We start from the raw sequence: 22,326 nt of genomic DNA on the forward strand, positions 1-22,326 counted from the left end.
TCAGTGTGCGGTCCAGCCGCCGTCGAGCGGCACGGAGGCTCCGGTGATCAGGTCGGCCGCCGGGGTGCAGAGATAGGCGACCAGCTCGGCCACCTCCTCGGGAGCGATCAGCCGCTTGATGGCCGCCCGGTCGAGCATGATCTTCTCGATCACGTCGGTCTCGCTGATGCCGTGCACCGCCGCCTGATCGGCGATCTGCTTGTCGACCAGAGGCGTACGTACGAAGGCCGGGTCGACGCAGTTCGAGGTGACCCCGCGGCCGGCCCCTTCGAGCGCGACGACCTTCGACAGTCCCTCCAGCGCGTGCTTGGCCGTCACGTAGGCGGCCTTGTAGGGCGAGGCGATCAGCCCGTGCACCGACGAGATGTTGACGACGCGGCCCCAACCCCGGTCGTACATGTGCGGCAGCACGTGACGGATCAGCCGGAACGGCGCCTCCACCATGACCTTCTGCAGGTAGGTGAAGCGTTCCGGCGGGAACTCGGGCAGCGGCGCGACGTGTTGCAGCCCCGCGTTGTTGACCAGCACGTCGACCTCGGCGTCGAGGGTGCCGACGACGTCCGGGTCGGCCAGGTCGGCGGTGACCGCGCGGCCGCCGATCGCCGCCGCCACCTCCTTGGCCGAGGGCTCGTCGATGTCGACCACCAGCACGTGGGCGCCGCCGGCGGCGAGCCGGATGGCGCACGCCCGGCCGATGCCGCTGCCCGCGCCGGTGACCAGCGCGGTGCGCCCGGAAAGCTCTAGTGCGACCACCTCTGTCGTCATGCCGCCGAACCTACGACCGCTGCCGGTTTCTTCAATATGGCCGGGGCCGACACACTGTGGCGTCCTCCTGTGGGTTCGACGCACATGGATCTGTTGCGCGCGCCGGTCCTAGCGTGGGCCAACCGGAAACTTCGATGTAACGAAGGGCATCCCATGAGTGGATCGGCGACATCCCGGCGGGCCGTGCTCGCCGCTGGCCTCCTGACCGCCGTGGCCGTCGCCGCGGCGGGATGCGGCAGTCCCCAACAGGCGGCGACCGGCGGTGACGCGTCCCCGCTGAACGTCGGGGTCGTCTATTCGCAGAGCGGCCCGCTCGCCAGCTACGGCCAGCAGTACGCCGAGGGCTTCAAGGCCGGCCTCGCGTACGCCACCGGCGGCACCGGCAAGGTCGGCGGCCGCGAGGTGACCGTCTCGTACGCCGACGACGCCGGCGACCCCGTGAAGGCGGTCTCGGCCGCGAAGGACCTGATCGGCAAGGGCTACAAGGTGCTGGCCGGCTCGACCTCGTCGGGCGTCGCGCTGCAGGTCGCCCCGCTGGCCGAGACCAACAAGGTGCTCTTCGTCTCGGGCCCGGCCGCCACCGACGCCATCACCGGCGTGAACCGCTACACGTTCCGTTCCGGACGGCAGTCGTACCAGGACGTGCAGACGGCCAAGGCCTACCTCGGTGACGGCCGCAAGGTGCTGGTCTTCGCGCCCGACTCCGCGTTCGGCAAGTCCAATGTGGCCGCCGTCAAGGCTGTTCTCGGCGGCAACGGCGTGACCGTCAGCGACATCGCCGTGCCGGCCACCGCCACCGACTTCACCCCGTTCGCCGGCCAGGTCAAGGCGGCCAAGCCCGACCTCGTCTTCGTCGCCTGGGCCGGCAGCACCGCCAGCGCCATGTGGCAGGCCCTCGACCAGCAGGGCGTGCTCGCCTCGACGACCGTGGTCACCGGGCTCGACATCCGGGCGACCTGGCCGGCCTTCGGTGCCGGCGGCGCCAAGCTGCACCTGCTGGCCCACTACTTCGACGGCGCCACCGACAACGCGGCCCAGAAAGCCCTGGCCGCGGCCGTCCCGGGCGGCAAGACCGACCTGTTCCACCCGGACGGGTTCGCCGCCGCCCAGATGATCGTGCACGCGCTCGAGGCGGGCGGCGGCGACGTCGAGAAGATGGTCACCGCGCTGGAGGGCTACAGCTTCGAGTCGGTCAAGGGCGCCATGACCGTGCGGCCCGAGGACCACGCCCTGCTCCAGCCGATGTTCCAGGCCAAACTCGACGGTACGGGCAACGCCTCACCGGTGGCGACGGTGAGCTCGGCCGACACCGCACCACCGGCCGCATGACCGCACTCCTGGTCGACCACGTGACCTGGCGCATCGGGGCCGTGCCGATCGTCGACGAGGTGACGCTGGAAGTCCACCCCGGCGAGTTCGTCGCGCTCATCGGCCCCAACGGCGCCGGCAAGACGTCGCTGTTCAACCTGGTCAGCGGCCTGCGCCGGCCCACCTCGGGTCGCGTGGCCCTGGCCGGGACCGACGTGACCCGGGCCAAGCCCCACCAGCGGGCCCGTCTCGGGCTCGGCCGCACCTTCCAGACCTCGGCCGTCTTCGCGTCGCTGAGCGTCGTCGAGAACGTCGCTCTCGCGGTCCGGGCCCGCGAGGGTGGCGCGACCCGGCCGTGGCGCAGCCGCTCCTCCGATCGGGCGGTCGACGCCACGGCACGGCGGGTGCTGACCGAGGTGGGTCTGGAGGAGCGCGCCGACCGGCTCGCCGGGTCGCTGGCCCACGGCGAGAAACGCAAGCTCGAGATCGCGCTGGTGCTGGCCGGGTCGCCGGCCGTGCTGCTGCTCGACGAGCCGATGGCCGGGGTCAGCGCCGAGGACGTGCCCGCCCTGGTCAAGGTCGTGAAGGCGCTCACCGCGGACAGCGGGCGCAGCGTGCTCATGGTCGAGCACCACATGGACGTCGTGCTCGAACTGGCCGACCGGGTCGCCGTGCTGCACCACGGGGCGCTGCTCGCCGTCGGCACGCCGGCCGAGGTCATGGCCGACGCGACCGTGCAGGAAGCCTATCTGGGGGAGGAGCTGTGATCCTGCGCGTCAAAGACCTCTCGGTACGCCTCGGCGGCTCCCACATTCTGCAGGGCGTCACCTTCGACGTGCCGCCCTCGGGTGTGACCGCGTTGCTCGGGCGCAACGGCGTCGGCAAGACGACCACGCTGCGGGCCGTCCTCGGTGAGGTGCCGGCAGTCGGGACCGTCGAGTTCGGCGGCGAACCTGTGCTCGGCCGTCCGACGCATCGGCTCGTACGCTCGGGTCTGGGTTATGTGCCCGAGGACCGCTGCGTCTTCGCCGGGCTGACCGTGGCCGAGAATCTGCGGCTCGCGGTGCGCGATCCCGATCCCGACTACGAAACCGTGCACGACCTCTTTCCCGAGCTGCGGGCGCGGGCGGGGCAACGGGCGGGCACGCTCTCGGGTGGACAGCAGCAGATGGTCGCGCTGGCCCGGGTGCTGCTGAACCGCAACCGGCTGTTGCTGGTCGACGAGCCGACGAAGGGTCTCGCGCCCGCGGTCGTGTCGGCGGTCGCGTCGGTGCTGGCTCGGGTGGCGGAAAAGGTGCCGATTTTGCTGGTCGAGCAGAACCTGGCCGTTGTGCGGCGGCTCGCTCTCGGCGCCGTGGTGCTGTCGGCGGGGCGGGTGGCCTGGACGGGTGCCGCCGGCGAGCTGCTGGGCGACGCCGGTCGCACCCGGACCCTGCTCGGCGTCGGGAGGGCGGCGTAAATGTCCACAGTGATCCTGCTTTTTCTGACCGGGCTGGGCCTGGCCGCGCTCTACTTCCTCATCGCCTCAGGCCTGTCCCTGGTGTTCGGGCTGGCCGGGGTGCTCAACTTCGCGCACGGCCTGTTCCTCTCGGTCGGCGCGTACGCGACCTGGTGGGCCGCCCCGCGCTGGGGTCTCGCTCTCGCCGTCGTGTTCGGCATCGCGGCCGGCGCGGCCACCGGCGCGCTAGTCGAGGTGGTTCTCATCCGCCCGCTCTACCGCAGGCACACCGAGCAGGTGCTGGTCACGGTCGGTCTCTCGCTGGCCGGCGTGGCTCTGCTGCAGTCCGTCTGGGGCGCCGATCCCCGTACGTATCCCCGCCCGTCCTGGGCCTCGTCGGTGACCTCGATCGGCTCCGCCCAGGTGCCCGTCGACCGGTTCCTGCTGATCGGCACGGCCGTGGCCGTCCTGCTGGCCCTGCTCGCCTTCCTGCACAAGACCCGCTACGGCCTGATCATCCGGGCTGGGGTCGAGAACCGGGACATGGTCAGCGCCCTCGGCATCGACGTCCGCCGCGCCTTCACCCTCGTCTTCACGATCGGCGGGGCACTGGCGGGAACGGCCGGGGTGCTCGGCGGTTTCTACTTCGGCTCGGTGTCGCCGGGTCAGGGCGCGTCGCTGCTGATCTTCGCGTTCATCGTGGTCGTCATCGGCGGGCTCGGCTCGGTCACCGGCTCGGCCGTCGCCGCCGTCGTGGTCGGCCTGCTCCAGCAGTTCGTCAACTACTACGGCGCCGCCGGGGCGGGGGACGTCAGCGTGGTCGTGCTGCTCGCCCTCGTGCTCCTGCTGCGCCCGTCCGGTCTGGCTCGAACGGCGGCAACCGTATGAAGCGCTTCGTCCCCCTCGTTGTTCTTGCGGCTCTGCTCGCCCTGCCGTATTCGACCTTGCGGATCCCCGGCGTCTTCGAAGGCGGGCTCAACACACCGGGCACGCTGCAGATGCTGGCGATCTGCCTGGTCTTCGGCGGGCTGGCGCTCGGATACGACCTGCTGTTCGGCCGGGCCGGTCTGTTGTCGTTCGGGCACGCGCTCTACATCGCCGCCGGGGCCTACGGCACGGACATTTTGATCAGCCATTTCGGTTGGTCGCTGTGGGCTTCGGTGGCCTTTGTGGTGCCGGCCGTGGCCCTGCTCGCCGCCCTGCTGGGGGCGGTCGCGCTGCGAACGACGGGCATCGCGTTCTCGATGGTGACGCTGGCCTTCGCTCAGGTCGGCTGGATCGTCGTGAACCGCGACCCGGGCGGCCTGACCGGCGGCGAGGAAGGGCTGCCGCTGGACAGCGCGGGACTGCCCTCGGCGCTGGTCGGCGTGGCCAACACGGCGAATCTGTACTGGCTGGCGCTCGCCTTCCTGCTCGTCGTGGTCGTCGTGGTGCACGGCATCGACCGGGCGCCGCTCGGCCGGGTGCTGACCGGGCTGCGCGACGACGAACGCCGCGTCTCCGTGCTCGGGCTTTCGACGTACGGATTGAAGCTCGGAACGTTCGTGCTGGCCGGGACGCTCGCCGGGCTGGGCGGATCGGTGCACGCGCTGATCGTCGGCGGGGCGTCGCCGCACCTGGCCTCGGCCGACCTGACACTGTCGCTGATCGTCATGGCGGTGCTCGGCGGCGCGGGCACCCGGTGGGGCGCAGTCGTCGGCGGCATCGCGTACGCCTATCTCGACCAGCGGCTCACCCAGGTCGGCGGCGGCCTGCCCGGTCCGTTGAGCCAGCCGCTCTTCGTGCTCGGGTCGCTCTTCGTGCTCGCCGTCTATTTCGCGCCGGGCGGGTTGACCGGAGTGCTCAGACGGCGCGAACGGCCTGCTTGACGAGCGGCACCGACGGGGGCGCGACGCTCAACTCCCGTACGCCCGCACTGATCAGACGGGGAACGGCGGTCTCGTCGGCCGCCACCTCGCCACAGACAGCGACCAGGATCTTGTCGCCCGCAGCCCGGCACACCTCGTCGATCAGCTGCGCGACGGCCGGGTCGAGGCCGCTGCTGAGGTAGGCCAGCGCCGCGTTGCCCCGCTCGGAGGCCAGCGTGTATTGCGTCAGGTCGTTCGTGCCGACGCTGAAGAAATCGACGTACGGGGTGAAGGTGCTCGCGCGCAGGGCGGCCGCGGGCACCTCGACCATCATGCCGACCTGCAGGTCTTTGGGCTTGCCCTCGGCGGCCATGGCCTCGTCGAGCATGCGCCGGGCTGCTTTGAGCTCGTCCACCGTGGTCACCATCGGGAACATGATGCTGACCGGGGTCTCGCGGGCGACCCGGACGATGGCCAGGAGTTGCTCGGCGAACATGGCCGGGTGGGCGAGCGACTGCCGCAGGCCGCGGACGCCCAGGAACGGGTTGGCCTCGGCCGGGGGCGGCAGGTAGGGCAGGGGCTTGTCGCTGCCGGCGTCGAGGGTGCGCAGGGTGATGCGGCGACCGCCCAGCGCCTCGGCGATGCCCCGATAGACGGCGACCTGCTCGTCGACGTCGGGGGCGGAATCGCGGTCGAGGAAGAGGAACTCGGTGCGGACCAGGCCGGCCAGGTCGGCGCCGTTCTCGTTCGCCGCCCGGGCCTCCGCGACGGATCCGATGTTGGCGCCCACCTCGATGGTGACGCCCGCCTTCGTCACAGCTCGCTCGGTCGCCTTGGACAGGGCCTCGGTTCGGCGTTCGCGCTGGCTGTCGGCCCGCGCTCGGAACTCTTCCAGCACTTCCCGCCCCGGGTCGATCTCTATCGCGCCGGTGCTGCCGTCGAGCGCGACGGTTGTGCCCGCGGGGACGTCGAGAAGCTGAGGGCCGGCGCCGACGACGGCGGGGATTCCCCGGGTGCGCAGAAGGATCGCGGCGTGCGAGGTCGCGCTGCCATCGGCCAGGGCCACGCCGGCGATGCGGGACGGGTCGAGGGCGACGACCTCGGCCGGGGTGAGGTCGGCCGCGATCAGCACGCCCTCGCCGGTGGGGGTGGGGGCCCTCACGCCGAGCAGGGCTCTGAGGACTTGCTGGGCGACGGCTCGCACGTCGGCGGCCCGGCCACGCAGGTAGGGGTCGGTCAACGCGTCGAACTCAGTGGCCACGCGGGCGGCGGCCTCCTGCCAGGCCGGGGGAGCGGCCTCGCCCCGCGCGATCCGGGCCCGCGCGTCGGTGAGCAGGTCGTCGTCCTCGAGGAGCATCAGGTGGGCCTCGAAGATGGGGCCGCTGAGCCGGCCGATCTCGCGGCGGGCCTCGGCCAGGGCTTCGTCGAGGCGGTGCTGTTCCTCCTGCGCGCCCCGCGACGGCACGTCGGGGATCTCGAGCTCGGCCGAGTGGACGCGCAGCGCCGGACCGATGCCGATGCCGGGCGAGGCCGCGTGGTTGCCGGCGGCTTCTGGCTCGGGTTCTGCCTCGGTTTCCCCGAACGCTTCCGCGGCCAGGGCGGTCACTCTGTCGAGCACCGCCTGCGCTTGCGGGCCCGATGCCCGTACGCCCAGGTCGTGGTCTTTCAAAAGCCCGAGCGTGGCGACCCTGGTCAGGCTTGAAGCGGGCACCCACGCGGAGTTCGTGGTGGCGTTGCGAACCTCGACGCGGGCGTCGAACGCTCGCACCTCGGTGACCAGGCGGGCGGCGGGGCGGGCGTGCAACCCGTGCGGATTCGTCACGGTGACGGTGGTCTCGACCTCGGCCGTGACGGTCGGCTGGTGCTCGGCCGCCGCGGTCTGGTCGCCCAGATGTGTCTGTTTTCCGAGCAGACCGGCGGCCGCCTCTGCCGCCACCTCGGCCCGGTCGGCTCCCGTCGCCGCGGCGACCGTGGCCGCGACCAGGCCCTCGACCAGCGGGGCGGCGGTGAGCACCACCCGTTCCCGCTGGTCGTCGTCGATCATTTCAAGGGCCAGCTCGGCCGAGAGCAGGGCGCTGCCGAGGTCCATGAGCACGACGACGCCGTCACCGCTGTCGGCGGCGGTGACGGCCTCGCTGATCGCGACCGCGTCGGTGCCGAACGTCGTGTCGTCCAGCCCCGCCGCGACCTCGATGCGCACCGGTTCGCCCTGCGCCATCTCCGACGCGAAGGCGACCGCGGCCCGGGCCAGGGGGCGGCTGTGGCACACCACCACCAGGCCGACCATCAGTCTTCGTCACCCAGCGCCGTCGCCGCGGCGATGAGCAGCAACGTCGTCGACGTCGCCCCCGGGTCGGCGTGGCCCGCGCTGCGCTCGCCGAGATAGCTCGCCCGCCCCTTGCGCGCGACGAGCGGAATGGTCGCCTCGCGCCCTTGGCCGGCGGCATCGGCCGCGGCCCGCAACGCCTCCTTCTGCGAAGCCCCGGCCGCGACCGCGGCGTCGAGCGCGTCGACGGCCGGCGCCAGCGCGTCGACCATCGTCTTGTCGCCCAGCTCGGCCTTGCCCCGGGCGACGACCCCGTCGAGCCCGGCCCGCAGCACCTTCGCGAACCCGGCCGTGTCGACCGTCGTGTCGGCCGACGCGGCCATCCGCAGGAAAGCCGTGCCGTAGAGAGGCCCGCTCGCCCCGCCGACCTTGCTGATCAGCGTCATGCCGACCTTCTTGAACAGGGCCGACGGCGAGTCGGGCGGCTCGGCGTCGAGCGCGGCGACGACCGCGGTCATCCCTCGGTCCATGTTGGCGCCGTGATCGCCGTCGCCGATCGCGGAGTCGAGGTCGGTGAGCTTCTCCTTGTTCTGCGCGACGAGGCGGGCGAACTCCCGGATCCACGCACCGAGGTCGTCGGTGTCCACGGCCCTCAGACCCCGCGCCGCAGAGCGGGCGTGTTGACCGGGGCGTCCCAGAGCCGCAGGATCTCGTCGTCCGCCTTCAGCAGCGTGACCGAGCAGCCGGCCATGTCAAGGCTGGTGATGTAGGGCCCGACCAGCGACCGCGCGACCGGGATGCCGGCCTTGGCGAGCAGCTGCGACACCTCGTTGTACATGATGTAGAGCTCGATCAGCGGCGTCGCCCCCATGCCGTTGACGAACGCGATCACCCCGTCGCCACCGGTGAAGTCCAGATCGGACAGTATCGGGCTGACCAGCATCTCGGCGATCTCGTTGGCCGGCGCGACCGGCACCCGGCGACGACCCGGCTCACCGTGGATGCCGATGCCGACCTCCATCTGGTCGTCGGGCAGGTCGAAGGTCGGCTTGCCCGCCGCCGGCACCGTGCACGAGGTGAGGGCCAGACCCATACTGCGGGCGTACGCGTTGACCTTGCGCGCCACGTCGGCGACCTCACCGAGGGACCGCCCCTCCTCGGCCGCCGCCCCCGCGATCTTCTCGACCAGCACGGTGGCCCCGACGCCGCGGCGCCCGGCCGTGTAAAGGCTGTCCTGCACGGCGACGTCGTCGTCGATGATCACCGACGCCACCTCGGTGCCCGACTCGGCCGCCACCATCTCGGCCGCGAGCTCGAAGTTCATGACGTCACCGGTGTAGTTCTTCACGATGTGCAGCACGCCGGCGCCGCCGTCGACGGCCTTGGTCGCCGCCACCATCTGATCGGGCACCGGCGACGTGAACACCTCACCCGCACAGGCCGCGTCGAGCATGCCCCGCCCGACAAAACCGGCATGCAGCGGCTCGTGCCCCGAGCCACCCCCCGAGACGAGCCCCACCTTGCCCTGCACAGGGGCGTCCCCCCGCACGACAATGCGATTCTCGTGATCGACCCGCAACTCCGGATGCGCCAGAGCAAGCCCGTGGAGCGCATCGGCTATGACGTTCGCGGGGTCGTTGATGAGCTTCTTCATCGGGGCTCCTCACCGCTGGTGACCGAACTGCCACCCTCAAGCTACGCCGCGCCCCCGACAGTTTCGAGACCTCGATCCAATTCCCCCGCCCCGCCGCCTGATCTTCCCTCCGTGCCTGCTCAGGCCACCCGGACATCAGCCAACGGGGCGCTCAAATCGGTTTTGTCCCGCTTGTCCCACGGGCTCCTGTCAGGGCGTTCCCGCGACCCGGGCCGCCTTGGCTCCGGCACCAGCATCCGCGGCGGTAGTGCCGCGTCGGCGCGAGCATTCGCTTCGCGCGGCTGACCGCGGGGCCGGGTGCCGCCATCCGGCCCTGCTCGCATCCACTTCCCCGTGCAGGCGACCCCGGCCGGCCGCCGTCGTGGTGACGCGGTGATGCGACCGGTCACGGCTTGCCACCGTGCCCTGAAACCAGGAACTGGGCCCCTCCCTTTCCTAGGTCACTCCGCTGATCCTTGATGAAGGGATCTCGATCGCGTTCGAGGGGCCAATCTCCAGGAACTCGTATTGATCATGGGGAGGGAGGGGGTGCATCCCTGAAGTGGCGACCTGTCGTTCAGCCTGACTGAAGTACTTGCCACCGCGACCGGCGGCACCGCGCGGCACCACGACGTCGGCCCGCCGGGGAGACCTCCGTGACCGGCCGACCACCGCAGCTAACCGCGAAAGCCGATGCCCGGGCCGGGACCGTTTGGCCGCCGATAATTGCGGGCCAGCACCCGAACGGCGATGTCAGCCTGGCGGAAATTGGCTGGTAGACCGGGGTTTCACACGGCGCGCCCGGCAGGATTCGAACCTGCGACCGACGGAGTAGGAGACGTGCCGGGCGTGCCTGATCATCGGGATTCATAATAATCATCCTGACCAGGCAAAAGGCCATCATGGTTGAGTGGCAGAGTCAGCCGAGATCACGTTGTCTCATCGGCGATGATGCCGATCATGGGTAACTAACCGGGTAACGCCGTAGTCGGTAGAACTTGGTTCTCGCCCACCGAGTCAAGGTGCTGTCTTGTCGCTCGACCCGTTCGACGAGGATGGCCGCAGGACCTCGGTGGCCGGCAGCCACGTCGTCCAGTCGTCCGCCATTCGCGTCGACTGAACGATCTTCCGCTCAAGCGAGGTTTGCGCAGCACTGTGCTCCTGCTGGATGGCTTGGCCAATCGAGTTGAGCGACGACACCGTCTTCTTCATCTGCTCGACCACCGAATGAAGCGTCGTCGGGGCCGCCCAGCCGCCTTGGTATGGCGTGAGGTCGATGTCGTAGTGGGCGGTTTCGACTGGACCGAAGGGTCCTTCGCAGTCAACCTCGAAGCGGCACCGCAGCGGCGAGCTGCCCTTGAACGGTTGGAAGCCAACATCGTAGAAGAACTGGCGGGTCTGACCCGGAGGCATCACGGAGATCGGCTCGGTGAACACCGTCAGCTCGTGCAGCTTCAGCCCGTCAGACCGCACCATCTCATCCAGCGCCTTGATGCGGACGTTCCTTGCGATCGACGCCCCGATGTTCGAGATCGACAACACAAACACGCCGGGGTCGTTCACGCCGGGAGCGATGTCTACTAGAACATTGGGCTGAAGCGATTCCCGCCTGGCCTGTTGGGCCGTAGCTTCAACGGCTTCTGCCTGGCTGACCTGCCGCAGCATCAAGTCAACCTGCTGCTTGCTGAGTTCGACCTGCTCTCTCGCTTGGTCTGCCTGCTCTTTGGCGCTTTTGGCCTGTGCTTTGGCTGCCGAAGCTGATTGCGCGGAGTACAAGATTCCGGCCAGGGCTAGGGCGGCGACTACTACGGTTGTACGTTCGGTGTTGAACCAGCCGAGCAGGTCGGCGATCGCGTCCATAGAACTAGATTGTAAGGAGCCGTCGCAAGACGCCTGTGGTGTGCGTTTCGCTCATAGCTAGGGATAAGTCTAGGATCCGTCTATCATGGACAATCCGTCGTCGGTTGTATGGCATGCCGGCGGCTTGATCATGTATCCCTGATGCGCCCCGTATTAGCCGGTTACAAATAGTCCGTACGAGTCGGGCGATCCGCCCGCATCCCACGCAATCTTTGGAGATTTCTATGAATTCAAGGATGGAGCTCCGGAGGGGCGGTCGTGACGAGTCGGGATTTGTGGTCTCGTTGGTTGAATCACGCATCTGGCCAGCCAATATCGGTCGACTCGAAGAAATGCAAGTTAATATTGCCAAGGTTCGATCTGGTGGGTTTGGCGAAGCTGCTGACCGTAAACTTCGTGAACTGGCAGAAATCCAAGCCAAGAAGTTGGCGGGAATCTTCCGCAGCGCTAATCCGCTCTTCATTCTTGGTAGATTCGCCGAGTGCGCCGAGTTTCAAGGTGGAGAATTTCGCGACTGGTATGAGACGCATGGCGTGCACGCGCTGGTTCAGTATGCCGTGGGCTTGGCATTTGCAATAAGCGATAGTATTGATTTATCGGCAGTTCCATCTGATGGGGACGTGCAGGAAGCGTTCGATCTGGTCGCCGAGATTTTCCTGATCGAATGGGAATTAATTACTCATGCTAGTAGGGGTAATCTGCCTGAGCACGCGGCCAGAGAGCAAGGCGCTTTTAAGGTCGAGGCCCTTACGGATCGGTGGCAAGGGTATGCCGTTCACCTGAAGGCTATTCTTGCCGCGACACTCGGGCCGATTCGGGATGATATTACGCGTGAGCTTGGGTGGTATCCCGCCATAATCCCCGAGTTGGGAGTCGGGTTAGCGCGAGTTTTTCAGCGCAGGATGGACGAATTTCGCCCTGGATTTCGCGCCGAACTTGTGAGGGCTAAGGCGTCTGGGCGAGCTGTTTATGACGAAGAAATGTGGTTATTGCTTGAACGGCATAAGAATTTTGCCGCGAATCTATTTGTAGTGGACGCGCAGGCTCTCAGTGCTGAGCTCGACTTAAGCGTCGAGACGCTAGAGGCGGCGCTTCATGACCTATCCTGGAATCCTGGGCAGCAACCGGAATTCTTATTACCTGAGCAGGATAACTTGGCTCGAACCTACAGCGGAGTCAGCCTTGGAAACGGTAGGTACTTTCTCTGGATGTCATCGGCTTTGATTCAAGAATCTCATGTATGGTTCTATGACCTGCTCCAGCGGCGATCCCTTGAGTCAATCAAGAAGCGTTATCTAATGGCGCGAGATGCTGCTACCGAAAAAATTGCTTCGTCTACCTTGCAGCGTCTGTTCGGAAAGGATAGGGTGTTTAGAAGTGCGCAGTACGATGCTCCTGGACGCCCCGACATTGCCATAGATACCGGCAGTCCCAGGATCCTCGCCTCGTCGTCTTCAACGAAATTGATCTATTGGAACTCTTTCTTGTCGACCTCCCTAGATTTGAGTCTCTAACGAGTCTTACGCTATCTGCGGATGAGAGAGTGTTGATAGGCCCATGTGGGTATTCCATAAATAACTATTACGCAAGTATGGCACCGGACGCGGCACGCCGTCGGCCGGTTGTGCCGCTTCCTGTCGAGATACTTTCTGCTCTTGATCGGAATCTGGCTTTGGCTGATCCAGCCTGGCGGTCTATCGTGGCGGCAGTATTGGCCGAGCCCAGTAAGACTTGGACAAAGTTTAAAAGCCTTAAGGCCAAGGTTGTGAAACGTGGCACGGATCAACCGATTCGCCTCGACACTGTTCAGGGCGCGCTCAATATTACAATAGCTAGGCCGGTAGATTCGCTAGTAATTGACGTCGGCGCGCATTGAGGTGCTATTCGGTGCGGTCAAATTGTCGATGCGGGGGGTATGACCCGCTGTGGTATTGAGTGAGCACCGCCGCGTGATAGCACTCCGAAACTTGCCACGGTTTCGGAGTCGCCGCGAGGAGTTGATCTACAGAACCGAGGGTTGACGGTGCGTAGTGAGGCAATCACGATGGTAGAGCGCGCAACACCTCGCAACCTTCGAGACAGGGAGTTGGCCGTGCGCCTAACCTTCGTAGCCAAGGACCCGAACTCCAACCCGACGAACTCGCCGACCCTCTACCGGACTGACCGGGGTAGCTGGCTGGTGCAGGGCTTCGTGGTGACCGATCCTGACGCGCTGGCGGAGATGGACATTCCGGAGGGAGAGTCTGTGGTTGAGATCCCTGACAGGATGATCCAGTTCTTCACCGAGGAGGGCCGTGGCGTCGCTGGATGAGGCGGAGTTCGATCGCCTGCTGCGTACCTTCGAGAGGTCGTCAGACCACCTGGAGACGCGTGACGCCTACGGAACCGAGACCGAGATTCCGTACATGGCCAAGTGGGCGGCTCAGGAACCGGATGACCTGAGCTGGCTCGATGACTGGTGTGCCACCCTGCGGAGCCATGTGGCCGCAGGCAAGAGCATCCGTCGGGCACGCGTGGTCTCCGAGCCGTTGAGCGATTACCAGCGGTGGAGCCTTAGCATCGCCGGCCCGATGGTCGACGCCGGTGAGGACATCCGCTGGACTCCGCGGTCGCTGGTGTCGTCGCTGGCTCTGCCTGGAAACGACTTCTACCTCTTCGATGACCGGCTCGTGGTCTTCCTGCTCTACACCGGGAACGGGCTGAACGCTGGCATGGAGACCTCGACATACCCCGCTGACCTCAACCTCTGCCGATCCGCCTTCGACGCGGTGTGGAAGCTCGCGATCCCGCATCGTGACTACGAACCCAAGTAGCTCCGCCAAGCAGGCGCAACAGGCGCTCGGCGCCCGACTCCGTGAGATCCGCAGAGATTCTGGACTCACGGGGCGGGCGCTGGCTGCTGCGACGGGTCAGCACTACACGCGGGTTAGCAAGCTGGAGAACGGCGTTCAGCAGCCGACCTCCGATGACATCCGGGACTGGTGCCGCGCCTGCGCGGCGGATGCCGAGATCCCTGACCTTCTTGCGACGCTCCGGGCCGTCGAGTCGGCGTACGTGGAGTTCCGTCGGCAGGCGCGAGCTGGAATGAAGCGGGTACTAGGCATCCGCGCTCCCACGCTCTACGAGGAGACGAGGCTGTTCCGGATCTACGAGCACAACGTGATCCCAGGTCTCTTCCAGACTCCCGACTACTGCGCCGCCATGCTCTCGTTCTGGAGCCGGTTCCTCGACGCTCCTAACGACCTGGAGGAAGCGGTAGCCGTCAGGATGGAACGCCAGAGAATCCTCTACCAGCGAGGTAAGCGATTTGCCGTCGTCCTGGAGGAGCAGGCGTTACGAACCTGGTTCGGTGACGCTGACACCCAGGCGAACCAGCTCGATCGCTTGTTGACCGTCATGTCGCTGCCGACCGTGGCGCTCGGTGTGATCCCGCTGATGGTCGAGCGAGGAGCCGTACCGTCGGCGGGCTTCTGGATGTTCGACAACCAGCTCGTGGCTTTGGAGACGCCGACGGCGAGCATCGAGGTCACCCAGCCCAGTGAGATCGAACTGTATGGGCGGATGTTCGAGAATCTGCACCAGGTCGCTCTCTACGGGAAGCCGGCCAGGGACCTGATCACCCGAGTCGCGAGCGAGCTGGCCTGACGCAACTATTCGCAACTTCGTGGACCCGTGAGATCTCGCTTACCTAGCGTCTATCCCTGTTGCCAATGAGGGGTGTGACCCATGGTGCTGGTAGTCGCAGTGGCCTCGCTGGTCGTCGGGTTCGTCGGCGGCGTGCTCAGCTTGACGGCCAAGAACAAATGGTGTCCCAGTTGCGGGACGAGCCTGGCCTGTCTCGCTTGCGGGGAGGTGAACAGTGGAGCGCCGCGTTCCGGCCGCGAGGCGTGAGGTCTCGCCCGGCGTCGTCCTCAAGGTGAGTGTCATGGGCGGCTACTCCATCGAGCGAGACGGCGACTACATCGGCTGGATACATGCCAGCATCGGCGACCGCTGGAGCGCCTACGTGAGACGTCCCGGAACCAGCGGGGACCTCCTGGGCAGGTACACCCAAGACGATGCCGTGAAGGCCATCGTGACGGCCTGGGACGCGGGCGTTGTCCTCCCGAACGGACGCCGAGCATGACGGAGAAGCGGGAGTACCCGCCGGCCGTGCTCGTGCACTCCGAATCGTGCCCCGACGTGGCGGCTCTCCGCAGGCGAGGCACGACCTTGATCCCGATGATCACTCCCGCCATTGCTCGCACCTACCCGAACGGCAGGATGCACAATTGCTACCACTTCACGTTGCAGAGTCGCGGCGTGGTGGAGACGGTGCAGTACCCGCCGCATCAGTACGAAGAATCGACAGTCGTGTACGACGACGCGACCATGCCGTTATGCGCGGTGTGCATGGGAACGCATGGAGTCCTAGATCGGCTGGTCCTGCCGCCGGGTGTGCGCTGACCGTTGAGAACGCGGTGCCCAGGTTGGGGTCAACCAAGGCGAGGGCGGAGCCCTCGATGTTGAGGCATTCCTGGTTCGGGCAGAGCCTCGAGATGACTGGCATCCCGAGACTTCACCGCTCGTCTGTTTCTGCCGTTGAGAGAGAGTAGAGAAGACGCTGACGTTTTCCCAGCTCAAGGCGTTTTGGGTTGGTGCTGGTGACCAATCGTGTTGGTACAGCAGGCCGACGTTTGCTCGGAAAGTTGGGGACTCAGGTCAATCAAGGTCGTGGACTGAACACCGCCACCGATCCTTCGTCGACTTCTGGAAGATGTAATGACGAAGCACGAGGCAACGGGCCTTCGACTCAGGGGCGATGAGACCGCGACTTTTGGCCTCCTTGATGGCTGCTGAGACGCTGTCTCGGCGGCAGGCCACCACCTCGCCGGTGTCGGTGACAGTGCCCAGGATTCGGGCAAGCTCGCCCACTCGGAGTTCGGCATGACCGAGGGCGTTCATCTTGCCCATGGCGGCGAACAGAACACGGATGTGGAGCGGTCCGGTGCTCGGCTCACCAGCCAACTTGTACATCTCGTTCTGGGAGAAGGCTGCCCAAGGGCTGCCGCCCGCGAACACGATCTGGCGGTACGGATCGGTCACGCGCTGACCCCTGTCACGAGAGCCCGTTCCTCGTAGGCCTCGATGTCGACGAGTCGATACAGGATGCGCCCGCCCAGCTTGAGGTGGTCCAGGACGGCGACCGTACGCCCGCCAAGACGCTCGCTGCCCAGCACGGCGGCGTGAGCGGCACCTGGGCCAACCGCATCGCGGAAGCGCGGCGGCGAGGCCTGCTCACCCCAGTCAAGCCGGGCGAGGCCGGTGGCGGGATGACCGACAAGGCGATGAAGCTGCTCAACCCGGCGTGGTCACCGGAGGCCGACGCACTGATCGATGCCCAGATAGCTGAGATGGAAGGTGAAGCATGAGCAGGCGACCCCTTGGCCTCGGCGAACACGGCGAGGTCGAAGCGAGCCCGCAGACGCGGGACGAGGCGGGCAAGTGGAAGCGAGCGCCCATCCCTCGCCGTGCGGAGCGTTGGCGCGCACGTTGTTACTACCGGGGCTATGACGGAGTCGTGAAGGAGGTCTCTCGGTTCGCGTCGACGAAGCGGGCGGCCATCCAGGCCGTTGAGACAGCCCTGGCGGAACGCGAACGCGGACACGTCGAGATGACCTCGGGGATGAAGCTGGCGGCGGCAGGCGACCTGTGGCTTGCTCAGATCCGGCGTACCGACTCCGGTCTTAGCGCACGGACCATCCTCGACTATGGCCGGACCTTCGCCCGCTACATCGACGTTCCGGGTTCAAGCATCCGGGGGCTGACGCTTGCGCAGGTGAACGACCCGCAACGCCTGCGGACCTTTCTCCAGACGGTGGCCGACAAGCACGGAACCGGTGCCTCGAAAATGAGTCGCAGCGTGCTGTCCGGCATCCTCGGGTTTGCGATCGACAACGGCACGCTGACGACCAATGCACTCCGTCAGATCCGGGCTGTCAAGGCGCAGGTCGTCAAGACACCGGTTCGGGAACGGGACACCACCCGCGCGCTGACCAAGGACGAGCGAGACCACGTCATCGCCTATGCGGACAAGCTCACTCTGTCCGAGACCATCAACCCGCGTACCCGTCGCAAGCGGGAGGCGGTAGCCGACCTCATGGCGTTCATGGCCGGCACCGGCGTACGGATCAACGAGGCGAGGGCCGTTCGCTGGGACGACTTCGACCTGGAGTCCGGAACGGTTCACGTGCGCGGCACCAAGACGCGTGGATCGGATCGGCGGCTGAACCTTCCGTCGTGGCTCACCGAGCGCCTGAAGGCGAGGGCGGAGCGGCTGGGCTCCGATGGGTTGGTCTTCAGCTCCCCGCACCACCTGAACGAGCCCGAACGCATGTGGGACCAGAGCAATTCGGCCAAGGCGCTCGCTCGCATCTTCATCGGCAGCGGGTTTCCCTGGGCGACCCCGCACACCCTTCGCCGTACGGTGGCGACGATCCTCGACCAGTCCGGCGTACCCATCGCGAAAATCGCCGACCAACTCGGTCACACTGATCCGGCCATGACCGCACGTGTGTACCTGGGGCGCGACCTCATGGGCGACAAGGCGGCGGTCGCGGCGTACCTCTGACGCCGGAACGCCAAAGTAGGTAACAATCCAGGTAACCAGGGCTTGAGCTGGAGCATCGTCAGATGCGTACGCCCTGGTAGATCGAAGTAATTGCGCGCCCGGCAGGATTCGAACCTGCGACCGACGGATTAGAAGTCCGTTGCTCTATCCGCTGAGCTACGAGCGCGAGGCCCACAGCTTAGCCTGTCCGGCGCTGACCTTGGGTGACCCGTGCTGCCCTGCGGAGACCGCTGCTGGGCAGGTGTTTCGTCGGCATGCTGCGTCCCGCTGGTGGGGCGGATCCCGAGCATGGGGTGGTCGGTCGCATGGCCTGGACCGACGGGACGATCGTGCTGAACGACATCGACGCGGCGGCAAAGACCCTCAGTTCGCCGCTGACAGGGCATCCCGCACTGCTCGAAGGGCATAGTGGGCGCGGGACTTCACGGTGCCGACCGGTAGTCCCAGCAGCTGTGCCGCCTCACCCGTCGAGCGGCCGTGGAGGTAGAGCTCCGCCAGAACTGTGCGATGGGCGCGGCTCAGCCCGTCGACCGTTTGCCTGAACACGTGAATCGCCTCGACCTCGCCCGAGGTGTAATCGGTTGCCGGCATCCGGGCGAGGTCGAGTGCACTGGTCTCAACTGGCCTGGCGGATCGCGTCCGCGCCGCGTCGATAGCCAGCCTGCGCGCCACTGTGAACAGCCAGCGGCGGGTGTTCTCGGGTTGGTCCGGCACGCTCTCGAGGTTTCGCCAGGCGCGAATCATCGTCTCCTGCAACAGGTCCTCGGCCAGGTCCTGCCTTCCGTCGGTGAGGCCGGTCAAGAATTTCAGCAATCGCCGAGAGTGGTCGCTGTACAAGCTGCTGATACGCGTCGTCGCCTCAACAGGTGAACTGGTCACTGTCGCAAACGCCCTTCTCCTGAATGCTGCGAGGGCGGCGTAGCGAGGGCCCCGTAGAGCCAGGGCGCGGCTTCGACGTCCTTCCTCATCCCCTACAATGAACGAACGGTCGTGCTATCTATACCCGGGATCGAGGTCGTCCGCCCCGGTTCGAGAGGGAGGTGCGATTCATGACACAGCTGGTGACCAGCGCTGACCCGCAAAGGGTTTCGCGTCGAACCCGTCGCGTCAGGTGCTGACGCCCGTAACGAGAGAGCCCACTGTGGACTTCGTTCTATTGCTGATCATCGGTGCTGCCACGTGTTATGCCGGCGGGGCCGTCGCGGTTGCATCGCTTCCGTCGGCCCCCGTCTTACGAGCCGTCCGCAGGGGCGCCTTCACGGCAGCCGCCGTAGCCGGGAGCTTCGCCCTGATGCTGGCGTTGTCCTGGGCGTGGCTGCCCGGTGCCGTCGCCGTGGTGGTGCTGTTCGCCGTCGCCGCTACTTACCTGACTGTGTACGCCGACCTCCGTCGCGACCACGCCTGGCTGATCGCCGGTGCGGCCGGCCTGATCATCGGCGTGAGCTTCGTCTTCGTCTCATACCTGGCGGTCCTGGCGTTGATCGGTGCCACTGGGCTGTATCTGGTGCTGCGCCGGTGGGTCCAGAAGCGATGGGCGATGACCATCATGGGCGGAGCGCTCGCCGGATTGCTGGCCGCCTCCGCAGGGGTGTTTCTGGTTGCGCTCTCCGCCATGTAGTGGCACGCGGGCTCCCCGAGCTAAACCGCCGGTCGGTGGCGTTCGAGGTAGGCGGCGATGGCGCGGCGGCCCCGCTCGATGTAGACCGGGTCGCGGTACAGCACGTACAGGTCGTTGGCCAGGTGCAGGTAGGCGTTGATCTCGAAGGCGCTCTGCTCCGGCTCGCCCGGGTCGACCAGCAGGCCGGCGGTCTGCGCGTCGGCGTACTGCTTGGTGAGCTCCTGGAGCCAGGCTGTCTGCAGTTCGATCAGCACGTCACGCACCGGGCCCGGCCGGGTGTCGAACTCGGCGTTGACGGAGGCGAAGAAGCAGCCGCCGGGAAAGACGTCGTCCTCGATGTAGGTCAGGAAATTTCCGCAGAGCGCCACCAGCCGGGCCACCGGGTCCGGTTCGGCCAGCCCGGGGCGGACCACATCACGCTCGTACCTCTTCGCCGCCTCGTCGATCGTGGCCAGCTGCAGCGCCTCCTTCGAACCGAAGTGCGCGTGGAGGCCGCTCTTGCTGATCCCGACCTGGTCGGCGAGGCGTCCGATCGAGAGGCCGTCGAGGCCCTCCAGCGTGGCGAGGTCTATCGCCGCGTCGAGAATCGCCCGGCGGCTGCGCAGCCCGTCGGAGCGCGGCCGGCGCTCCTGCTGCCGCAAAGTTGCCACTTGAGCACGGTATGCCATGCCCTCTTCATGATCAGCAGGTTGTGCCACGGCTCTCACTCCTCGCGCGTCGGGATATAACTATCCCTCCTCTATAGTTAGCACGACCGTTCGTTCTATCTGAGGAGATGACGTGGGAGATCGCAAGGGGCCGGCACTGCTGCTCGTACACGGGGCCTGGCACCGCCAGGAGGTGTGGCGCACCCTCATCGAGCAGTTGCCCGACGACCTGGACGTGCGCACGGTGCAACTGCCGTCCAGCGCACCCGTCCCCCCGTCCCAGCTGGGCGACCTCCACGACGACGCGAAAGCGATCCGCGCCGCGGCGGACGCCGTCGACGGCCCCGTGGTCGCGTTGGCCCACTCGTACGGAGGGGCGCCGATGACCCAGGGTCTGGCCGGCTCCGAGAACGTGCGCCGCCTGGTCTATCTCGCCGCCTTCCAGCTCGACGTCGGCGAGTCGATGACCTCTGCCGTCGGCGGCGAGATCCCGTACTTCTGGGGCACCGACCACCTCGACGAGGGCTACTACGAGATGACCGACCCGATCAACGTCTTCTACCCCGACCTCGAGCCGGACCAGGCCGAGGCGGCCGCCGGCGCCCTCGGCCCACACTCGGCATCCTCACTGGTGCAGAGCCTGAGCCAGGCCGCCTGGCGCACCATCGACAGCACCTACATCCACGCTGTCAACCAGCCCCAGGCCCCTCTGTTCGAGCCCTACCTGGCCCGCTCCCGCCGCGTACGCGAAATCGCCGCAGCCCACTCGCCGTTCCTGAACAAGCCCCGCGAACTCGCCGAACTACTACGCCAGGACCTCGACGACGTCAGCGACGACTGACGGAGATCCCGGCCTCGCATCGGCTCAAGATGTCGTGACACAGGCGGCGCGGACGAAAAGATGCGGTAGGCCGAGCGACGACGACGGTTCGTCACGCCTGGGCGATCGCCGTGCGACCCGCGGTGATGTGGAAGACCACGAGCACGGACAGGAGCCCGGCGATCAACTCGACCGAAGCCGGCGCGAACGGCGCCGCCAGGATCAGGGCGATGATCGCCGGATAGACGAACCGGCTGGAACCTGATCGGTGCGGGCGCAGACGCAGGAGCCATACGAAAAACGTGTAAATGGCTACTGGGACGGCGATTGCCGCCGACGCCACGGCCGACGAGATCGCGGCCTCACGTGTCACGTAGTCGACGCGGACCGCCAGACCGGCGCCGACCGCCGCGGCCGCGGAGAAGATGAAGTAGTGGCCGTAACCCCACAGTGAGGAGGTCCGTAGCGAGGGCGGCAGATTCCGCGGACCGCGGTCGAAATAGATCCACCACAACGCGAAGACGATCGTCACGCCGGCCATCGCGAGCCGGATCAGGGCCCACTCGAACTCGATGTCCGGTCCGAACGCCGACTGCACCGCGATGGTCGCCGCCATCACGGTCTCGCCCAGTCCGATGAGAGTGAACAGGCCGCATCGCTCGGCGATGTGATGCGAGTGGTAGGTCAGTCTGCCGCCGGACGCGGTCTCGGCCCAGATCGGCACGGCCAGTTCCAGCAGCACGAGGAGAAGGAAGACCGACCAGGCGCTCGCCGAGCCCGAGGGCAGCAGGCGCAGCAGCCAGAGCACCTGGATGATGCCCACACCGACCGCGTACCGAATGGTTGTCGGGCGATGCCGCGGGTCCGACCGTGCCGCGCGTAGCCACTGTCCGACCATCGCCAGCCGCATGACCACATAGCCGATCGTGATGATCTTGTAGTCCCCCTGGTCGAACGCCTCGTCCACGCCCGCGGCCAGGATCAGGGCACCGGCGATCTGCACCAGCGTGTTCAGGCGGTACACGTCGTCGTCGGTGTCGTAGGCGGAGGCGAACCAGGTGAAGTTGAACCAGGCCCACCAGATCGCGAAGAACACCATCAGAAAGTCGCGCACCGCAATCAGCACGTGCCCATCGGCGAAGGCGTGATGCAGTGGCAGGGCGGCCTGGGACACGGCGATGACGAAACACAGGTCGACGAACAGTTCGAGCGGGGTGGCGACGCGATGTGGCTCGTCGGCCGACCGGGGACGCATTGGTACGGACCACTTGCGGGTCGGTCCAGCCATCGCTCGCTCCGGTAGTCAGTCCCCAGGAGCGGGCGAATGCCAAAGAGGTCGGCGTTCTGCTCCGAACGGCCGCGCCCACCCCGGTCGTGGGCCCAAGAGCCCCGCAGCAGGTCCCGCTCGAGGTTTGCGAACACTCGACCAGAGTCTGTGCGCGACGCGTACCCCGGCGAATCTGCGAACACCCCGGCGTGAGACCCCGGGAAGGCGCAACCCGTACCCCTGCCCT

Annotated in this window: 25 protein-coding genes and 1 tRNA gene; 15 read left to right on the forward strand and 11 right to left on the reverse strand. The window is 66.9% G+C overall.

Features of this window, described 5'->3' with window-relative positions; all coding sequences use genetic code 11:
- Nucleotides 1-765, reverse strand: coding sequence for a 3-hydroxybutyrate dehydrogenase (locus EER30_RS32715; protein WP_127504527.1), 765 nt, complete (start codon nucleotides 763-765; stop codon nucleotides 1-3).
- 153 nt (nucleotides 766-918) lie between these two features.
- Here EER30_RS32715 and EER30_RS32720 point away from each other — a divergent pair, with 153 nt between their 5' ends.
- Genes EER30_RS32720 through EER30_RS32740 form a run of 5 tightly spaced genes read left to right on the forward strand, consistent with a single transcriptional unit; the run spans nucleotide 919 to nucleotide 5,379 of the window.
- Nucleotides 919-2,094 (forward strand): substrate-binding domain-containing protein, encoded by a 1,176-nt coding sequence (locus EER30_RS32720; protein ID WP_127504528.1) that lies wholly within the window; start codon nucleotides 919-921, stop codon nucleotides 2,092-2,094.
- Nucleotides 2,091-2,840 carry an ABC transporter ATP-binding protein gene (locus tag EER30_RS32725; protein ID WP_127504529.1) on the forward strand — a complete coding sequence of 250 codons (750 nt, stop codon included), beginning with the start codon at nucleotides 2,091-2,093 and terminating at the stop codon, nucleotides 2,838-2,840. Before EER30_RS32720 ends, EER30_RS32725 begins: the two co-directional genes overlap by 4 nt.
- Complete coding sequence (locus EER30_RS32730) at nucleotides 2,837-3,532, forward strand: ABC transporter ATP-binding protein (RefSeq protein ID WP_127504530.1); 696 nt, start codon at nucleotides 2,837-2,839, stop codon at nucleotides 3,530-3,532. Before EER30_RS32725 ends, EER30_RS32730 begins: the two co-directional genes overlap by 4 nt.
- Nucleotides 3,533-4,399, forward strand: a complete 867-nt coding sequence (locus tag EER30_RS32735; RefSeq protein ID WP_127504531.1) for a branched-chain amino acid ABC transporter permease — start codon at nucleotides 3,533-3,535, stop codon at nucleotides 4,397-4,399. It abuts the gene before it with no gap.
- The gene (locus EER30_RS32740; RefSeq protein ID WP_127504532.1) at nucleotides 4,396-5,379 is read left to right on the forward strand and encodes a branched-chain amino acid ABC transporter permease; all 984 of its coding nucleotides are present in this window, start codon (nucleotides 4,396-4,398) and stop codon (nucleotides 5,377-5,379) included. Before EER30_RS32735 ends, EER30_RS32740 begins: the two co-directional genes overlap by 4 nt.
- Here the strand turns inward: EER30_RS32740 and ptsP are convergent.
- The 4 genes from ptsP to EER30_RS32760 form a co-directional block, all read right to left on the reverse strand.
- Nucleotides 5,354-7,645: a phosphoenolpyruvate--protein phosphotransferase gene (gene ptsP, locus EER30_RS32745; RefSeq protein WP_127504533.1), complete on the reverse strand. Its 2,292-nt coding sequence runs from the start codon at nucleotides 7,643-7,645 to the stop codon at nucleotides 5,354-5,356. The two genes, EER30_RS32740 and ptsP, sit on opposite strands and share 26 nt — an antisense overlap.
- A complete protein-coding gene (dhaL, locus tag EER30_RS32750; RefSeq protein ID WP_127504534.1) occupies nucleotides 7,645-8,271 on the reverse strand; it encodes a dihydroxyacetone kinase subunit DhaL in 627 nt (208 codons plus the stop codon). Before dhaL ends, ptsP begins: the two co-directional genes overlap by 1 nt.
- Before the next feature lie 5 nt (nucleotides 8,272-8,276).
- On the reverse strand, nucleotides 8,277-9,278 hold the full coding sequence (gene dhaK, locus EER30_RS32755; RefSeq protein ID WP_127504535.1) for a dihydroxyacetone kinase subunit DhaK: 1,002 nt from the start codon (nucleotides 9,276-9,278) through the stop codon (nucleotides 8,277-8,279).
- Between the two features lie 996 nt (nucleotides 9,279-10,274).
- Complete coding sequence (locus EER30_RS32760; RefSeq protein ID WP_127504536.1) at nucleotides 10,275-11,117, reverse strand: DUF8453 domain-containing protein; 843 nt, start codon at nucleotides 11,115-11,117, stop codon at nucleotides 10,275-10,277.
- 236 nt (nucleotides 11,118-11,353) lie between these two features.
- Between EER30_RS32760 and EER30_RS32765 the strand changes: the two genes are divergently transcribed.
- The 6 genes from EER30_RS32765 (at nucleotide 11,354) to EER30_RS32790 (ending at nucleotide 15,563) form a co-directional block, all read left to right on the forward strand.
- Nucleotides 11,354-12,631, forward strand: a complete 1,278-nt coding sequence (locus EER30_RS32765; protein ID WP_127504537.1) for a hypothetical protein — start codon at nucleotides 11,354-11,356, stop codon at nucleotides 12,629-12,631.
- A 578-nt stretch (nucleotides 12,632-13,209) separates the two neighbouring features.
- Complete coding sequence (locus EER30_RS32770; protein ID WP_052164059.1) at nucleotides 13,210-13,428, forward strand: hypothetical protein; 219 nt, start codon at nucleotides 13,210-13,212, stop codon at nucleotides 13,426-13,428.
- Nucleotides 13,412-13,930 carry a DUF6879 family protein gene (locus tag EER30_RS32775; RefSeq protein ID WP_127504538.1) on the forward strand — a complete coding sequence of 173 codons (519 nt, stop codon included), beginning with the start codon at nucleotides 13,412-13,414 and terminating at the stop codon, nucleotides 13,928-13,930. The genes EER30_RS32770 and EER30_RS32775 overlap by 17 nt, the downstream gene beginning before the upstream one ends.
- Nucleotides 13,911-14,762 carry a helix-turn-helix domain-containing protein gene (locus EER30_RS32780; RefSeq protein WP_127504539.1) on the forward strand — a complete coding sequence of 284 codons (852 nt, stop codon included), beginning with the start codon at nucleotides 13,911-13,913 and terminating at the stop codon, nucleotides 14,760-14,762. Before EER30_RS32775 ends, EER30_RS32780 begins: the two co-directional genes overlap by 20 nt.
- 214 nt (nucleotides 14,763-14,976) lie before the next feature.
- Nucleotides 14,977-15,243, forward strand: a complete 267-nt coding sequence (locus EER30_RS32785) for a hypothetical protein (RefSeq protein ID WP_127504540.1) — start codon at nucleotides 14,977-14,979, stop codon at nucleotides 15,241-15,243.
- A 95-nt stretch (nucleotides 15,244-15,338) separates the two neighbouring features.
- Complete coding sequence (locus EER30_RS32790) at nucleotides 15,339-15,563, forward strand: hypothetical protein (protein WP_127504541.1); 225 nt, start codon at nucleotides 15,339-15,341, stop codon at nucleotides 15,561-15,563.
- A gap of 255 nt (nucleotides 15,564-15,818) precedes the next feature.
- Here EER30_RS32790 and EER30_RS32795 read toward each other — a convergent pair whose 3' ends face one another.
- Together EER30_RS32795 and EER30_RS47440 are read right to left on the reverse strand one after the other, a co-directional pair.
- A complete protein-coding gene (locus tag EER30_RS32795) occupies nucleotides 15,819-16,202 on the reverse strand; it encodes a hypothetical protein (protein WP_127504542.1) in 384 nt (127 codons plus the stop codon).
- Entirely contained in the window at nucleotides 16,199-16,336 is a 138-nt protein-coding gene (locus tag EER30_RS47440) for a hypothetical protein (protein ID WP_164842555.1), read from the reverse strand. Before EER30_RS47440 ends, EER30_RS32795 begins: the two co-directional genes overlap by 4 nt.
- Before the next feature lie 6 nt (nucleotides 16,337-16,342).
- Between EER30_RS47440 and EER30_RS32800 the strand changes: the two genes are divergently transcribed.
- Together EER30_RS32800 and EER30_RS32805 are read left to right on the forward strand one after the other, a co-directional pair.
- Nucleotides 16,343-16,528: a hypothetical protein gene (locus tag EER30_RS32800; RefSeq protein WP_127504543.1), complete on the forward strand. Its 186-nt coding sequence runs from the start codon at nucleotides 16,343-16,345 to the stop codon at nucleotides 16,526-16,528.
- Between the two features lie 149 nt (nucleotides 16,529-16,677).
- Nucleotides 16,678-17,727 carry a tyrosine-type recombinase/integrase gene (locus tag EER30_RS32805; RefSeq protein WP_164842556.1) on the forward strand — a complete coding sequence of 350 codons (1,050 nt, stop codon included), beginning with the start codon at nucleotides 16,678-16,680 and terminating at the stop codon, nucleotides 17,725-17,727.
- A 93-nt stretch (nucleotides 17,728-17,820) separates the two neighbouring features.
- Here EER30_RS32805 and EER30_RS32810 read toward each other — a convergent pair.
- A tRNA-Arg gene (locus EER30_RS32810) sits at nucleotides 17,821-17,893 on the reverse strand.
- Between the two features lie 197 nt (nucleotides 17,894-18,090).
- Nucleotides 18,091-18,606 carry a sigma-70 family RNA polymerase sigma factor gene (locus tag EER30_RS32815; RefSeq protein WP_255437017.1) on the reverse strand — a complete coding sequence of 172 codons (516 nt, stop codon included), beginning with the start codon at nucleotides 18,604-18,606 and terminating at the stop codon, nucleotides 18,091-18,093.
- A 412-nt stretch (nucleotides 18,607-19,018) separates the two neighbouring features.
- On the opposite strand from EER30_RS32815, the gene EER30_RS32820 reads away from it, so the two are divergent.
- Nucleotides 19,019-19,345, forward strand: a complete 327-nt coding sequence (locus EER30_RS32820; RefSeq protein ID WP_127504546.1) for a hypothetical protein — start codon at nucleotides 19,019-19,021, stop codon at nucleotides 19,343-19,345.
- Nucleotides 19,346-19,365: 20 nt separating this feature from the next.
- Here the strand turns inward: EER30_RS32820 and EER30_RS32825 are convergent, their stop codons facing one another.
- Nucleotides 19,366-19,995 carry a TetR/AcrR family transcriptional regulator gene (locus EER30_RS32825; RefSeq protein WP_205650520.1) on the reverse strand — a complete coding sequence of 210 codons (630 nt, stop codon included), beginning with the start codon at nucleotides 19,993-19,995 and terminating at the stop codon, nucleotides 19,366-19,368.
- Nucleotides 19,996-20,125: 130 nt separating this feature from the next.
- On the opposite strand from EER30_RS32825, the gene EER30_RS32830 reads away from it, so the two are divergent.
- Nucleotides 20,126-20,833 carry an alpha/beta hydrolase gene (locus EER30_RS32830; protein ID WP_127504548.1) on the forward strand — a complete coding sequence of 236 codons (708 nt, stop codon included), beginning with the start codon at nucleotides 20,126-20,128 and terminating at the stop codon, nucleotides 20,831-20,833.
- A gap of 91 nt (nucleotides 20,834-20,924) precedes the next feature.
- Here EER30_RS32830 and EER30_RS32835 read toward each other — a convergent pair whose 3' ends face one another.
- Nucleotides 20,925-22,100, reverse strand: a complete 1,176-nt coding sequence (locus tag EER30_RS32835) for a low temperature requirement protein A (protein WP_127504549.1) — start codon at nucleotides 22,098-22,100, stop codon at nucleotides 20,925-20,927.
- Nucleotides 22,101-22,326: the final 226 nt, after the last annotated feature.

It is taken from the genome of Actinoplanes solisilvae (genome assembly GCF_003999975.1).
In the GTDB taxonomy this organism is placed as follows: Bacteria; Actinomycetota; Actinomycetes; order Mycobacteriales; family Micromonosporaceae; genus Actinoplanes; species Actinoplanes solisilvae.